The organism is Pseudomonas sp. W17 (assembly GCF_040268305.1).
Classification (GTDB): domain Bacteria; phylum Pseudomonadota; class Gammaproteobacteria; order Pseudomonadales; family Pseudomonadaceae; genus Aquipseudomonas; species Aquipseudomonas protegens.
The window spans coordinates 3,298,698-3,312,671 of record NZ_CP158490.1; the positions used below are offsets into that span (position 1 = coordinate 3,298,698).

The window sequence follows — 13,974 nt, forward strand, 5'->3', positions numbered from 1 at the left end:
GGTCCTTTTCCCAGCTTCGCGGGCTCGGCAGCGGCTACAGGTCGGCCTGGAGCGGCTCATGCTGGCATACTGCGGCTCTTTGCCAGGAGGCCCGAGCCCCATGCCATTCGATTCCCCCATGAGCGCCTACCAGTACGCCCTGGAGCAGCAGGGCTTTGTCGCCGACGCAGCGCAGGCGCGGGCGGTGCAGGCCTTGCAGCAATGCCATGAAGCCCTGCATCAAGGGCGCACGGCGGTGCCCGGGGTCTATCTGTGGGGGGCGGTTGGGCGGGGCAAGACCTGGCTGATGGACCAGTTCTACCAGAGCCTGCGGGTCCCGGCGCGGCGCCAGCACTTTCATCACTTCATGGGCTGGGTGCACCAGCGTTCGTTCCAGCTGACCGGTATTGCCGACCCCTTGCAGGCCCTGGCCCGGGAGCTGGCCGAAGAGGTGCGGGTGCTGTGTTTCGATGAGCTGTTCGTCAATGACATCGGTGACGCGATCATCCTCGGGCGCCTGTTCCAGGTGATGTTCGACCAGGGCGTGGTGCTGGTCTGCACCTCCAACCAGCCCCCGGAACAGCTGTATGCCGATGGCTTCAACCGCGAGCGCTTCGTTCCGGCGATCAGCGCCATCCGCCAGCACATGCAGGTGGTGGCGGTGGACGGCGAGCAGGATCACCGCTTGCACCCGGGCGCCGCCGAGCAACGCTACTGGCTTGGCGCCGAGGGCCAGCCGAGCGCCCTGGGGCCGGTGTTCGAGCGCTTGAGTGCCGGGCAGCCGGCGAGCAGCGAGCCGCTGTTGCTCGGCTATCGCCCGTTGCAGGTGGTCAAGGCGTGCGGGACGGTGGTGTGGTGCAGCTTCGTCGAACTGTGCGAACAGCCGTTTTCCGCGATGGACTTCATGGCCCTGTGCGACCGCTTCCAGGCCATTCTCCTGAGCGATGTGCCCAACCTCAGCGCTTGCCAGCGCCCCGCACGCATTGCCCGGGGCACCGAGGATGGTGCCGAGCGGGTGGTGGCCGGGGATCGTGAGTTGCCGCAACTGTCGGTACATGACGACGCGGTGCGGCGTTTCATCGCCCTGGTGGACGAGTGCTACGACCGCAAGGTGCCGCTGTACCTGGAAGCCCGGGTGCCCATGGAACAGCTGTACACCGAGGGCTACCTGGAGTTCGCTTTCCGCCGCACCCTCAGCCGCCTGCAGGAAATGCAGTTGCAGCGTTTTGCCGGTGGGCCCGCGGCCTGAAGGGAAACCTTTCCGGCTGCCGTGGATCCCGGCCGCTGCTTAGGATTTTTTCTGTAGTGCGCGGGTTAAAAATCTTCGTTTGGTCAAATCCCCCAGCCTACAATCGAGGCTGCCTGAGCCCTGAGCGCTCACTTTCAATACGTTGATCGAGGATGAACATGGACGTTGCCGATGTCGTGGTGTTGCAAGCCAGTTACAGCAACCCGGTGCATGCCGAAGCCATAGGCGTGTTGCTCAACCACTATGCCGAGGACCCCATGGGCGGCGGCCAGCCCCTGGACGCAGACCGGCTCCAGCAGTTGCCGGCGGAGCTGGCCAAGCGGCCCCAGGCGTTCAGCGTGCTGGCCTTTGCCGGCGGGCAGCCGGTGGGCCTGGTGAACTGCTTCGAAGGCTTCTCCACCTTTGCCTGCCGGCCCCTGGTGAATATCCATGACGTGGTGGTGCTGGACAGCTACCGCGGCCAGGGCCTGAGCAAGCGCCTGCTGCAGAAGGTCGAGGACATCGCCCGGCAACGGGGCTGCTGCAAGGTCACTCTGGAAGTGCTGGAGGGCAATGCCCAGGCCCAGGCCGCCTATCGCGCCTGCGGTTTCGCCAATGCCATGCTCGACCCGGCTCACGGGCGCATGCTGTTCTGGAGCAAAGCCTTGTAATGCACGCCCCCAGCCCCTGCGCGCCGGTCCCGGTAGAAACACCCTGGCGGATCTTCCTGGTGTTTCTGCGCCTGGGCCTGAGTTCGTTTGGCGGGCCGCTGGCGCACCTGGGCTACTTTCGCCAGGAATTCGTCCAGCGCCGGCGCTGGCTGGGGGAGGCGGCCTATGCCGAGCTGGTCGCGTTGTGCCAGTTTCTTCCCGGACCTGCCAGCAGTCAGGTCGGCATCGCCCTGGGATTGTCTCGCCGTGGCCTGCCCGGGGCCCTGTGTGCCTGGGCCGGCTTTACCTTGCCTTCGGCCCTGGCCCTGGCACTGCTGGCCCTGGGGTTGGAGGGCGGGGTCCCGGCCGGGGCGCTCAAGGGCTTGCAACTGGTGGCGGTGGCGGTGGTGGCCCAGGCCTTGTGGGGCATGGCCCGCAGCCTGTGCCGGGGCGCCTTGCAGATCGTCATCGCAGTGCTGGCCGCGGCGCTGGTGCTGCGCTGGCCGGGCCTGGGCGGGCAATTGCTGGTGATGCTGCTGGCGGCGCTGCTGGGCCGCTGGCTGATCAGGCCGGTGTTCCAGGTGCAGGTCCAGAGCCCTTCCTCTGGGTCGAGTCGCCGCCAGGGGGCGTGTTGCCTGGGGCTGGCGCTATTGCTGCTGGTGCTGTTGCCGGGGCTGGTGCTGCTCTGGCCGGGGCGCCTGCTGAGCCTGTTCGATGGTTTCTACCGGGTCGGCGCTCTGGTATTCGGCGGCGGCCATGTGGTGCTGCCGCTGTTGCAGGCGCAGGTGGTGGAGCCCGGCTGGGTCAGCAGCCCGCTGTTCCTGGCCGGGTACGCCAGCGCCCAGGCGATGCCCGGCCCGCTGTTCAGCGTCGCGGCCTTTCTCGGCGCGGCCATCGATGGCTGGAGTGGGGCGGTGGTGTGCCTGCTGGCGATCTTTCTGCCGGGGTTGTTGCTGGTGATCGGCGTGGTGCCCTTCTGGCAGCGGCTGCGCCACCGCCAGGGCATCCAGGCGGCCCTGGCCGGGGTCAATGCCGCGGTGGTGGGCCTGCTGGCGGCAGCGTTGTACCAACCCCTGTGGACCAGCAGCGTGACCGGCGCGCCGGAACTGGTGGCGGTGTTGCTGGCGCTGCTGCTGTTGCGCAGCGGCCGGGTGCCGCCCTGGGCCCTGGTGCTGCTGGGGGCCGGTGCCGGTGCCTGGCTGCTCTAGAGGTCGTGCTGCGCCGGGTCGAGCCGGGGGAATACCAGGCGGAACTCGGTCAGGAGTTCCGGGATGCTGCTGACCTCGGTGCGCCCCTGGTGCAGGTTCATGATCGAACGGACGATGGCCAGGCCCAGCCCGGTGCCGCCTTCGGCCCGGGTGCGGCTGCTGTCGACCCGATAGAAGCGCTCGAACAGATGGGGCAGGTGGCTGGCAGCGATGCCCGGGCCGGGGTTGCCCACGCTCAGGCTCACGGCCTCCATGGTCTGCTCCACCCGCAGGCTGATCTGCCCCCGCGGCGGGCTGTGGCGAATGGCGTTGGACAGCAGGTTGGAAATGGCCCGCTGGATCATCAGCCGGTCCCCCAGCACCCAGGCATCGCCACTGGGCTGCAGTTGCAGCTGCTTCTCTTCGGCGCTCAGAGCGAACAGGTCGATGACCCGGCGCGCTTCTTCCCCCAGCGAGACCCGGGCGAACCGGGCCTGGGACGCCGGCTGGCTGACCTGGGCCAGGAACAGCATGTCGGCGACGATCCGCGTGACCCGCTCCAGCTCTTCGATACTGGCCTCCAGCACCGCCTTGTACTCCTCTGGCGGGCGTTCTCGGGACAGGGTCACCTGGGCCTTGCCCATCAGGTTGCTGATGGGCGAGCGCAACTCGTGGGCCAGGTCGTCGGAGAACTGCGACAGGCGCTGCACGCCGCCGTCCAGGCGTTGCAGCATGACATTGATGCCCTGGCCCAGCTCCGCCAGCTCCCGGGGCAGGCCCTGCAGCTTCAGGCGGTGGGTCAGGTCCTGGGTGGTCACCCGCGCCGCGACCCGGCTGAACTGCTGCAGCGGCAGCAGGCCCCGTTGCACCAGCCACCAGGCGCCGAAACCGATCAGCAGCAGCAACAGGGGCAGGGCGATCACCGTGGAGCGCAGGTAGGCGCTGAGCAGCGCCTGATCGTTGCTGCGGTCCAAGGTCAGTACCACCTGGACCTGCTCGCCGTTGCGCAGGCTCATCTGCCGCAGGGCGCTGAGCAAGGGGTTGCCGCGGCTGTCGCGCCAGTCGACATAGCCATCGCCACCGATATTGCCCAGGGGCTCGGGCAGGGACTCCTGGGCCATGCCGCCGACAATCAGCAGGGGTTCGGCCAGCGGATCGCTGCCGAGGATGCTCAATTGCAGGTTGTCGTGGCCCATCACCAGGTCCAGCAGGGAATGGGGGCGGGCCGCCAGGTCACTGCTCTTGAGATCGCTGGTGAGGCTGTGCCGGATCTGCTCCAGCTTGCTGTCCAGGCCCTTGCGCGCCAGGTTGTCCAGCTCATGGTTCAACGCCAGGTAGGCCAGGGTTGCCAGCAGCACCACCAGTGCCGCGCCCATCAGGGCGACGGTCAGCCCCAGGCGCATGGACAGGCTGCTGGCCGCGGCGGCGGGGCGCGCTGTCATGGGCGTGCTTCCAGGACATAACCGACACCGCGCAGGGTATGGATCAGCTTGACGTCACTGGCGTCGTCGATCTTGCCCCGCAAGCGGCTGATGGAGACTTCCACCACATTGGTGTCGCAGTCGAAGTTCATGTCCCAGACCAGGGAAATGATCTGGGTGCGGGTCAGTACTTCTCCGCTGTGGCGCATCAATACATGCAGCAGGGTGAACTCCTTGGTCGTCAGGTCGATACGTCGACTGCCGCGATAAGCCCGATGACGGCGCGGGTCAAGTTGCAGGTCGGCAACTTGCAGAACTTCCGGTTGGACAATGACTTCACTACGACGCATCAGGGTACGAACCCTGGCCAGCAACTCGGGAAATTGAAAGGGTTTGACCAGATAATCATCGGCGCCCATATCCAGGCCCTTGACCTTGTCTTCCAGGCGCCCGCGGGCAGTCAACATCATGACCCGTGCGGGATAGTTTCCCTGCAGTTGTTCAAGAACTTGCCAACCATCTTTGCCGGGCAGGTTGATATCCAGGATTACCAATTCATAGGGCTGTTGTTGAATCAGGTGCAGGCCGTCCACGCCATTGTTCGCCCGGTCCACCACATAGCCACTTTCACTCAGGCCCTGATGCAGGTAGTCGGCCGTCTTGGGTTCGTCCTCAATCACCAGAATGCGCATTGCAATATCCTCTTCAAAGCTGTCGGGGCTGTCGAGCGAGCGCAGGTTAAAGTCTGTAGTAGCTATAGGGTCAATAAAATAACCCAGCTAATTCAACTGATTAACCAGGCTGTCCGATCAGTGGCGAGCGGCATGGTGCGGCGATACTAATTGAGCCGGGGCACTGCGGGCGGCAGATGACCGGGTTGTCATCTGCCTGTCATGCGGGTGCAAGAGAAGGAGGGCAGCCCCTATGAAAAAGGCGCCCGCAAGGGCGCCAAACATCCACTCCTGGCAAAGGAGCAGATTGCCGGGAATGGGTATCGCTGGAACTGGGGGTCAGGCACCAGGCTCTTGTTGCTTGGCATCCGAGGCGGAATAGTTGGGCTCGGATTTCTGCTTTTCGGTTTTTGCGGTGTTTTCGGTCTTGTCGCCATTAAGTTGCTGCTGGCTAACGCGGAAGTTGTCATAGAAGCGCTGCATATTTTCCGAGCCACCTTCGGCAAAGGCCGCGCTGGAACCTACCAGAATCAGGCCGCTTAATACCAAAGTTGAAAGTTTCATGCTGTTTTTCCTGCTTAAGAATGTTCGGTACTTGTTACGTCCCTGCACAAGAAGTGATGGGCGAAAGTTTCACCGAAGTGTATTAAGCGAGGGTTAACGTCAGCCTGAAGTGCTGATTACAATTTCGACATCATGTGTCTTTGCTGGCGCTTGGCCGCGCTGGCCGGGAAGGGCACCTCCTTGAAGGCGCCGCCTGCGGACGCGGCCTGGTGCAAAAAAAAGCCCCGGGAACCGGCCAGGGTTCTCGGGGCTGTTTGCCGGCAAGCCGGATCCTGCGAGCGTGACAGGGGGCTTACTTCTGTACCACCGTGGCTTCGACCGGAGCCTTGGGTTTCATCAGGCTGAAGTCGATCAAGGGCTTGCTCTGGCGCGAGTAGGGGTCGCCGATCAGCAGCGGGCGTGGCTTGAAGCTGTCGCTCACCAGGCTGCGGCTGTGGTCCAGCTCATCGAAACTCAGGCCCGCCAGGTCCGCCCAGGTGTGAATCAGCTGGGAGCTCATGTAGGGGCGGCTGAGGTCCGAAGCGAAGCTCCAGTCATGGGTTTCCCGCCATTTCGGCGAGGCCCAGGCTATGAACGGAATGGTGTACATCGGCGCCGTCGGCCGGGCTTCGTTGCGCCCCAGGGTGTCATGGCCGGCGGAGTCGAAGACGTCCTCGCCGTGGTCCGAGAGGTACAGCAGGAAACCGTTGGGGTCGGTCTTGGCGTAGTTCTTGATCAGGTTCGAGACCACGAAGTCGTTGTACAGCACGGCGTTGTCGTAGCTGTTGTAGGTGGGTAACTGGTCGTCGCGCACGCCGGCCGGTACGCCCTGGCGATCATTGAACTTGTCGAAGCTGGGCGGATAGCGGTACTGGTAGCTCATGTGGGTGCCCAGCAGGTGGACCACGATGAACTTGCGCGGTGCGCTGTCGGCCAGGGCCTTGGAGAACGGTTCGAGCACGTCGCCGTCGTACTGGCGGGCGTTCTGGTTGCGGTTGTTGTTCAGGTACACCTGCTCGTCCGCCTGTTCGGAGAAGGTGGTGAGCATGGTGTTGCGCTTGGTCATGGTCTGCTGGTTGGTGATCCAGTAGGTCTTGTAGCCGGCCTGCCTCATCACGCTGACCAGGGACGGGCTCTTGAGGTACAGGTCGGGGTTTTCTTCGTCGGCGAAGGTCAGTACCTGCTGCAGCGCCTCGATGGTGTAGGGGCGCGGGGTGATGACGTTGTTGAAGATCGCCAGCTGGTCCTTGAGCTTGTCCAGCTCCGGTGTGGTCTGGCGCGGGTAGCCGTACAGGCTCATGCGCTGGCGGTTGGTGGATTCGCCGATGACCAGTACCAGGGTCGCCGGCTGGTTGGCCATGCTGTCCTTGAGGTTGGTCAGGGGGGCGATCTTGCTGGCGCTGGCGAGCATGCCCTGCATGCCGTCCAGTTGCTCGCGGTAGCGGCGATAGGCAATCACCATCTGCCAGGGCACGGCGGGCTCGATGCGGGTTTCGAATTTCTCCAGGCCGGCGGCCAGGGTATCGGCGCGGGAGATCTGCTTGACCAGCGGGTAGCCGACGATGGCCACCAGGATTGCCGTCGCCGCCACCAGGGCCTGGCCCCGAGGCAGGTAGACCGGGCGCAGGCGGGTCCAGAGGAAGAAGGCGAATGCGCTGTGGGCGAGGAACGCCAGGAGCATCCACCAGGCAAAGTACTGGGTCAGGTATTCACCGGCTTCCGAGGGGTTGGACTCGAACATGATGAAGATGACGCTTTGCGAGAACTCCTGCTGGTAGACGAAGAAGTAGCCCAGGCTGGCCATGGAACAGGCCCAGAGCACCACGCCGATCACGGCGGCCATGACTTTGGTACGCGCCGGGAACAGCAGCATCGGTGCCAGCCAGATGGCGCTCATGAAGAACGCCTGGCGGAAACCGGTGAAGCCGGAGGTGTCGGTCAGCTGGATCAGCAGTTGGGTGATGCCGGAGAAATACCAGAAGAACAGGAACAGCCAGAGCAGGCCCATCCAGTCAAAACCTTTCGCAGATGCACTACTGCGTTTGAACAATGCCATTGAGCGCTCCCCAGGAATCCAGATTCATTGCGCGCCCAGGGCGTCGCGAATGAGCGCCGTCTTGTAACAAGACGGCCACAATGGCCGGGAGTATCGACAGGCAAGTGTGAAAACTTTGTCAGCTGAACGTCGCTATTTTGTGGTCTGCAACGGGAGGCTGTGGCGGTATGACGAGGGACGGCGGCTTGGCCCGGGACCTACAGCGGGGCTGAACGCAGGTCGGGCCTGCGTTCAGGGGCGAGGCTCAGCTCGCGGAGGAGAGGTGTAGCGGCGCCGGTTGACCCTGGCTTTGCAACTGCAGGCGCAATTGTGCGAGCTCCCGTTGCAGTTGATCGCGTTCGTCTTTGAGTTGACGCAATTCGTCACGACGAATGGTGACGTACAGGGTTTGTGCTGGTCGTGCCGGTAGTACTGTGCCCATTGCTTCACCTCGCAAATGGCGTGTCTCAACTATGCTTCGCTGGCCGCATCCCTTGCGCAAAGCACTATCGGCGGCAATTTTATTTCTTTTTCGGGCAAAGGGAACTTTTTTATTTTTCGCGGTCGCTGTGTCTTCGCGCAGACTTGCAGCGTTATCCACCCAGGGCCAGGGAAACTTCAGGGGCTGGCACGGGACTAATCTTCATTGTTCTGCTGGCCGTCAGGGGAATTGGCTGGGGTCGGTCGATGGGTAATTCGCGCCGTCGGGGGTAAAAAACTCGGAATCTGCCTGAAGATTGCGCTGTCTTGGGGCTTCTTGCCTTGTATAGTTGCGCCCCTCGGGATTTTGCCCCGGCCCACTGGGCTATAACTTTTTTTGATCAGAATTTTTGCAGTAGGAGCATCAGCACATGCAACTGGGGATTATTGGACTGGGCCGCATGGGCGGCAACATTGCACGGCGCCTGATGCTCAATGGGCACGAGACCGTAGTCTTTGACCGCAACACCGACTTCGTCAGCGCCCTGGCCGCTGAAGGCGCCAAGGGCGTCGCCGACCTGCCGGCCCTGGTGGCGGGCCTGGAAAAGCCCCGTGCGGTCTGGGTCATGCTGCCCGCGGGCGCACCCACCGAAGACACCATCGACACCCTCAGCCAGTTGCTGGAGCCGGGCGATGTGATCATCGACGGTGGCAACACCTACTATAAAGACGACATCCGCCGCGCCCGCGACCTGGCGCAAAAGGGCCTGAAGTACATCGATGTCGGCACCTCCGGTGGCGTCTGGGGCCTGGAGCGTGGCTATTGCATGATGATCGGCGGCGACGCCGCCGAAGTGCTGCGCCTGGACCCGCTGTTCGCTGCCCTGGCGCCCGGCATGGGCACCATCCCGCGGACCAAGGACCGGGTCGCCGATGACGACCGCGCCGAACGCGGCTACATCCACGCCGGCCCGGCCGGCTCCGGGCACTTCGTCAAGATGATCCACAACGGCATCGAGTACGGCATGATGCAGGCCTTCGCCGAGGGCTTCGACATCCTCAAGACCAAGGCCTCGGAAAGCCTTCCGGAAGACCAGCGCTTCGATCTCAATGTCGCCGATATCGCCGAAGTCTGGCGCCGTGGCAGCGTGGTGTCCTCCTGGCTGCTGGACCTGACCGCCGATGCCCTGGCGGGCGATCCGAAGCTCGACGGCTTCTCCGGCTCGGTGGCCGACAGTGGCGAAGGGCGCTGGACCATCGAAGCGGCCATGGAGCAATCGGTGCCGGTGCCGGTGCTGTCCAACTCGCTGTTCTCCCGCTACCGCTCCCGCGGCCAGGGCACCTACGGTGACAAGCTGCTGTCGGCCATGCGCTTCGGCTTTGGCGGCCATGTGGAGACCGGGAAAAAATGACCACCACGCGAAAGAAGTCCAAGGCGTTGCCGGCGCCGCCGACCACGCTGTTCCTGTTCGGCGCCCGCGGTGATCTGGTCAAGCGCCTGCTGATGCCGGCGCTGTACAACCTCAGCCGCGACGGTTTGCTGGATGAGGGGCTGCGGATTGTCGGCGTCGACCACAACGCGGTGAGCGACGCCGAGTTCGCCACGCTGCTGGAAGACTTCCTTCGCGATGAAGTGCTCAACAAGCAAGGCCAGGGGGCGGCGGTGGATGCCGCCGTCTGGGCTCGCCTGACCCGGGGCATCAGCTATGTCCAGGGCGATTTTCTCGACGACTCCACCTATGCCGAACTGGCGGCGCGGATTGCCGCCAGCGGCACCGGCAACGCGGTGTTCTACCTGGCCACCGCACCGCGCTTCTTCAGTGAAGTGGTGCGCCGCCTGGGCAGCGCCGGGTTGCTGGAGGAGGGGCCGCAGGCTTTTCGCCGGGTGGTGATCGAAAAACCCTTCGGTTCCGACCTGCAGACCGCCGAAGCCCTCAACGGCTGCCTGCTCAAGGTCATGAGCGAAAAGCAGATCTATCGCATCGACCATTACCTGGGCAAGGAAACGGTCCAGAACATCCTGGTCAGCCGTTTTTCCAACAGCCTGTTCGAGGCATTCTGGAACAACCATTACATCGACCACGTGCAGATCACCGCGGCGGAAACCGTCGGCGTGGAAACCCGTGGCAGCTTTTATGAACACACCGGTGCCCTGCGGGACATGGTGCCCAACCATCTGTTCCAGTTGCTGGCGATGGTGGCCATGGAGCCGCCCGCAGCCTTTGGTGCCGATGCGGTACGTGGCGAAAAGGCCAAGGTGGTGGGGGCTATCCGCCCCTGGTCCGTGGAAGAGGCCCGGGCCAACTCGGTGCGCGGCCAGTACAGCGCCGGTGAAGTGGCCGGCAAGGCCCTGGCGGGCTACCGCGAGGAAGCCAACGTGGCGCCGGACAGCAGCACCGAAACCTACGTTGCGCTGAAGGTGATGATCGACAACTGGCGCTGGGTCGGGGTGCCGTTCTACCTGCGCACCGGCAAGCGCATGAGTGTGCGCGACACCGAGATCGTCATCTGCTTCAAGCCGGCGCCCTATGCACAGTTCCGCGATACCGAGGTCGAGCGCCTGTTGCCGACCTACCTGCGGATCCAGATCCAGCCCAACGAAGGCATGTGGTTCGACCTGCTGGCGAAAAAGCCCGGGCCGAGCCTGGACATGGCCAACATCGAGCTGGGTTTTGCCTACCGCGACTTTTTCGAGATGCAGCCCTCCACCGGCTACGAAACCCTGATCTACGACTGCCTGATCGGCGACCAGACCCTGTTCCAGCGCGCCGACAACATCGAGAACGGCTGGCGCGCGGTGCAACCCTTCCTCGATGCCTGGCAACAGGACGCCAGCTTGCAGAGCTACCCGGCGGGGGTGGATGGCCCGGCAGCCGGGGATGAACTGCTGGCCCGGGATGGCCGCGTATGGCGACCTCTGGGGTGAGTGGCGTGCAGGCGCGGCCTATCGAGTTCCTCCTCAGTGACATGGACGGCACCCTGTTGCGCCCCGACCACAGCCTCAGCCCCCGCACCCTGGACGCGGTCCGTGCGCTGCGCGAGGCCGGGGTAGCCTTCAGCCTGGCCACCGGACGGCCGCCGCGGGCCATGCTGCAGCAGATCGAGGCCCTGGGCGTCGACCTGCCCACTGCCGGCTTCAACGGCGGCAGTATCGTCAAGCCCGATGGCAGTTTCCTGGCTTGTCACCATGTTCCGGTGGAAGCGGCGGTCACCGCCTTGCTGCTGTTCGAACCCTGCCCACAGGTCGAGACCTGGGTGTTTGCCGACAACGAATGGCTGCTGCGCAACCTGGACGGTGCCCTGATGCCCCTGGAGCGTCAGGCGCTGGGTTACGCCCCCAAGGTGGTGGACAGCTTCGAGGAATACCTGCCGCGCATCGACAAGATCGTCGCCGCCAGCAGCGATCACCGCTTGCTGGTGCAGTTGGAGGCCCGCTTGCAGGCCGCCACTGCAGGGCAGGCCCAGGCGTCCCGTTCCCAACCCAGGTTCCTCGATCTCACTGCCTTGCAGGCGGACAAGGGGCAGGCCCTGGTGACCCTGGCCGAATACCTGGGGGTGCCGCTGGAGCGCACCGCGGCCCTGGGCGATGGCGGCAACGACCCGGCGATGTTCCAGCGTGCCGGCCTGTCGATTGCCATGGGCCAGGCGGAAGAACAGGTCAAGCGCCAGGCTGATGTGATCACCGGCAGCAACCTGGAAGACGGCGCCGCCGAAGCCATCGAACGCTATATCCTCATGCGTTGAGGGCCGTGGCCCGGCATCGCGCCGGGCCACGGCCCCCAGTCCTGCACCCATTGCGCCCCATCTGCAGTCCCGGGGCGCCCCAAGCAGCGGTTACAACCAGTAGCTCACCGCGTACCAGCCCAGCAGCCCCATCACCACGGTGTAGGGCAGGGCCATCCACACCATCCGTCCGTAGGACAGGCGTACCAGCGGCGCAATCGCCGAGGTCAGCAGGAACAGGAAGGCCGCCTGGCCGTTGGGCGTAGCCACGCTCGGCAGGTTGGTACCGGTATTGATGGCGATCGCCAGGGTTTCGAAGTGCTCGCGGCTCATCTGCCCGGAGATGAAGGCCTGTTTCACTTCGGTGATGTAGATGGTGGCCACGAACACGTTGTCGCTGATGGCCGAGAGCAGGCCATTGGCAATGAACAGCATGCCCGGCTGCTGGTCCGCCGGCAGCGCCAGCACCCACTGGATCAGCGGGGTGAACAGCTGCTGCTGGTGAATCACCGCCACCACGGCAAAGAACACCACCAGCAGGGCGGTGAAGGGCATGGCGTCCTTGAACGCGTTGCCCAGGCGGTGCTCGTCGGTGATCCCGGTAAAGGCGGTGATCAGTACGATCACCAGCAGGCCGATCAGCCCGACCTCGGCCACATGCAGGGCCAGGGCGACGATCAGGATCAGTGCCGCCAGCCCCTGCACCAGCAGGGCCGCGCGCTGGCGCGAGGTGCGCTGGGCATCGTCCTCGGCGGCGTAGTTGGCCAGCACCTGGCGCACGTTGTCCGGCAGCAGGGTGCCGTAGCCGAACCAGCGCAGCTTCTCCAGCAGTACGCAGGTCACCAGGCCAGCCGCCAGGACCGGCATCGAAACCGGTGCCACCTTGCTGAAGAAATCGGCGAAGTGCCAGCCCATTTCATGGCCGATCAGCAGGTTCTGCGGTTCCCCTACCAGGGTGCACACACCGCCCAGGGCGGTGCCCACGGCGCCATGCATCAGCAGGCTGCGCAGGAAGGCGCGGAACTGTTCCAGGTCGTCATGATGCAGGGCAGGCAACTGTTGGTCGTCGGCGAAGGCGCTGTCCTGGCGCGGGTCATTGCCGGACGCCACCCGGTGATACACCGAATAGAAGCCTACCGCGGCGCTGATGATCACCGCGGTGACGGTCAGGGCGTCGAGAAAGGCCGAGAGGAAGGCCGAGAGAAAGCAGAACAGCAGGCCCAGCAGCGCCTTGGAGCACACCCCCAGCAGCAGCCGGGAGAACAGGTAGAGCAGCAACTCCTTCATGAAGTAGATGCCGGCCACCATGAACATCAGCAGCAGGATCACCGGGAAGTTGTGCACCAGCTCGTCATACAGCGCCTGGGGCGTGGTCATGCCCAGCACCAGTGCCTGCACCAGCAGCAGGCCGCCGGGCATCAAGGGGTAGCACTTGAGGGCCATGGCCAGGGTGAAGATGAATTCGATCACCAGGCACCAGCCGGCGGCGGCCGGGCTGACAGCGAAGAACAGCAGAGGGTTGAGCAACAGGAACGCGACAATGCTTGCCTTGTACCAGCGGGGTGATTGGCCGAGAAAATTGTGGGCGAACGCCTGGGCCATTGAACCGGACATTGGCGGCTCCTTGTAGTGAGAAGCGCGCAACTTGCCCCATGGCGGATTGAGAATCAAGAATTGATGAAATCTTTTGCGACAAACTTCGCCAGCGCCCCAGCGGCCGCCAGTGCACGACCTTACGTAGGAGCCGGCTTGCCGGAGAAGAGGGCCTTGAGTCTTGCGCAGTCCTCAAGCACGCCTTCGCTGGCAAGCCAGCTCCTACGGGGGGGCTGGCGGCGCGAAACTGTTGTAGGAGCCGGCTTGCCGGCGAAGAGGGCCTCGAGCCTTGCGCAGTCCTCAAGCACGCCTTCGCTGGCAAGCCAGCTCCTACGGGGGGGCTGGCGGCGCAAAACTGTTGTAGGAACCGGCTTGCCGGCGAAGAGGGCCTTGAGTCTTGCGCAGTCCTCAAGCACGCCTTCGCTGGCAAGCCAGCTCCTACGGGGGGGGCTGGCGGCGCGAAACTGTTGTAGGAGCCGGCTTGCCGGCGAAGAGGGCCTCGAGTCTTGCGCGGTCTTCAACGG

12 protein-coding genes are annotated in these 13,974 nt (G+C 64.3%); 6 read left to right on the forward strand and 6 right to left on the reverse strand.

Annotation, left to right across the window (positions count from 1 at the left end; all coding sequences use genetic code 11):
- The first annotated feature begins 100 nt into the window (after positions 1–100).
- The 3 genes from zapE to chrA all read left to right on the forward strand — a co-directional run bounded on the left by zapE (position 101) and on the right by chrA (position 3,065).
- On the forward strand, positions 101–1,228 hold the full coding sequence (zapE, locus tag ABCR88_RS15340) for a cell division protein ZapE (protein ID WP_015635714.1): 1,128 nt from the start codon (positions 101–103) through the stop codon (positions 1,226–1,228).
- A 158-nt stretch (positions 1,229–1,386) separates the two neighbouring features.
- A complete protein-coding gene (locus tag ABCR88_RS15345; protein WP_011061437.1) occupies positions 1,387–1,878 on the forward strand; it encodes a GNAT family N-acetyltransferase in 492 nt (163 codons plus the stop codon).
- Positions 1,878–3,065 (forward strand): chromate efflux transporter, encoded by a 1,188-nt coding sequence (gene chrA / locus ABCR88_RS15350; RefSeq protein WP_325984707.1) that lies wholly within the window; start codon positions 1,878–1,880, stop codon positions 3,063–3,065. The genes ABCR88_RS15345 and chrA overlap by 1 nt, the downstream gene beginning before the upstream one ends.
- Here the strand turns inward: chrA and ABCR88_RS15355 are convergent.
- From ABCR88_RS15355 to ABCR88_RS15375, 5 genes are all read right to left on the reverse strand, one after another.
- Entirely contained in the window at positions 3,062–4,486 is a 1,425-nt protein-coding gene (locus ABCR88_RS15355) for a heavy metal sensor histidine kinase (protein ID WP_011061435.1), read from the reverse strand. The two genes, chrA and ABCR88_RS15355, sit on opposite strands and share 4 nt — an antisense overlap.
- Positions 4,483–5,157: a heavy metal response regulator transcription factor gene (locus ABCR88_RS15360; protein WP_011061434.1), complete on the reverse strand. Its 675-nt coding sequence runs from the start codon at positions 5,155–5,157 to the stop codon at positions 4,483–4,485. Before ABCR88_RS15360 ends, ABCR88_RS15355 begins: the two co-directional genes overlap by 4 nt.
- 318 nt (positions 5,158–5,475) lie before the next feature.
- Entirely contained in the window at positions 5,476–5,700 is a 225-nt protein-coding gene (locus tag ABCR88_RS15365; protein WP_041118326.1) for a hypothetical protein, read from the reverse strand.
- 292 nt (positions 5,701–5,992) lie between these two features.
- The gene (locus tag ABCR88_RS15370) at positions 5,993–7,735 is read right to left on the reverse strand and encodes a phosphoethanolamine transferase CptA (protein WP_325984706.1); all 1,743 of its coding nucleotides are present in this window, start codon (positions 7,733–7,735) and stop codon (positions 5,993–5,995) included.
- Between the two features lie 244 nt (positions 7,736–7,979).
- Complete coding sequence (locus tag ABCR88_RS15375; RefSeq protein ID WP_015635709.1) at positions 7,980–8,156, reverse strand: DUF6026 family protein; 177 nt, start codon at positions 8,154–8,156, stop codon at positions 7,980–7,982.
- A 409-nt stretch (positions 8,157–8,565) separates the two neighbouring features.
- Between ABCR88_RS15375 and gnd the strand changes: the two genes are divergently transcribed.
- From gnd to ABCR88_RS15390, 3 genes are read left to right on the forward strand one after another with little or no spacing between them, the layout of a single operon-like run.
- Positions 8,566–9,546, forward strand: a complete 981-nt coding sequence (gnd, locus tag ABCR88_RS15380; RefSeq protein ID WP_015635708.1) for a phosphogluconate dehydrogenase (NAD(+)-dependent, decarboxylating) — start codon at positions 8,566–8,568, stop codon at positions 9,544–9,546.
- Positions 9,543–11,060: a glucose-6-phosphate dehydrogenase gene (zwf, locus tag ABCR88_RS15385; RefSeq protein WP_047286745.1), complete on the forward strand. Its 1,518-nt coding sequence runs from the start codon at positions 9,543–9,545 to the stop codon at positions 11,058–11,060. The genes gnd and zwf overlap by 4 nt, the downstream gene beginning before the upstream one ends.
- Positions 11,042–11,878, forward strand: a complete 837-nt coding sequence (locus tag ABCR88_RS15390; RefSeq protein WP_350404816.1) for an HAD family hydrolase — start codon at positions 11,042–11,044, stop codon at positions 11,876–11,878. Before zwf ends, ABCR88_RS15390 begins: the two co-directional genes overlap by 19 nt.
- A 90-nt stretch (positions 11,879–11,968) precedes the next feature.
- Here the strand turns inward: ABCR88_RS15390 and nhaB are convergent, their stop codons facing one another.
- Positions 11,969–13,471: a sodium/proton antiporter NhaB gene (gene nhaB / locus ABCR88_RS15395; protein ID WP_350404818.1), complete on the reverse strand. Its 1,503-nt coding sequence runs from the start codon at positions 13,469–13,471 to the stop codon at positions 11,969–11,971.
- Positions 13,472–13,974 lie beyond the last annotated feature (503 nt).

What these genes read in the sequence shown, in the direction of transcription:
- chrA (WP_325984707.1), top strand. Translation starts at nt 1,878, where the DNA reads ATGCACGCCCCCAGCCCCTGCGCGCCGGTCCCGGTAGAAACACCCTGG.
- ABCR88_RS15360 (WP_011061434.1), bottom strand. Translation starts at nt 5,157, where the DNA reads ATGCGCATTCTGGTGATTGAGGACGAACCCAAGACGGCCGACTACCTG.
- ABCR88_RS15365 (WP_041118326.1), bottom strand. Translation starts at nt 5,700, where the DNA reads ATGAAACTTTCAACTTTGGTATTAAGCGGCCTGATTCTGGTAGGTTCC.
- zwf (WP_047286745.1), top strand. Translation starts at nt 9,543, where the DNA reads ATGACCACCACGCGAAAGAAGTCCAAGGCGTTGCCGGCGCCGCCGACC.
- ABCR88_RS15355 (WP_011061435.1), bottom strand. Translation starts at nt 4,486, where the DNA reads ATGACAGCGCGCCCCGCCGCCGCGGCCAGCAGCCTGTCCATGCGCCTG.
- nhaB (WP_350404818.1), bottom strand. Translation starts at nt 13,471, where the DNA reads ATGTCCGGTTCAATGGCCCAGGCGTTCGCCCACAATTTTCTCGGCCAA.
- zapE (WP_015635714.1), top strand. Translation starts at nt 101, where the DNA reads ATGCCATTCGATTCCCCCATGAGCGCCTACCAGTACGCCCTGGAGCAG.
- ABCR88_RS15370 (WP_325984706.1), bottom strand. Translation starts at nt 7,735, where the DNA reads ATGGCATTGTTCAAACGCAGTAGTGCATCTGCGAAAGGTTTTGACTGG.
- ABCR88_RS15375 (WP_015635709.1), bottom strand. Translation starts at nt 8,156, where the DNA reads ATGGGCACAGTACTACCGGCACGACCAGCACAAACCCTGTACGTCACC.
- gnd (WP_015635708.1), top strand. Translation starts at nt 8,566, where the DNA reads ATGCAACTGGGGATTATTGGACTGGGCCGCATGGGCGGCAACATTGCA.
- ABCR88_RS15390 (WP_350404816.1), top strand. Translation starts at nt 11,042, where the DNA reads ATGGCGACCTCTGGGGTGAGTGGCGTGCAGGCGCGGCCTATCGAGTTC.
- ABCR88_RS15345 (WP_011061437.1), top strand. Translation starts at nt 1,387, where the DNA reads ATGGACGTTGCCGATGTCGTGGTGTTGCAAGCCAGTTACAGCAACCCG.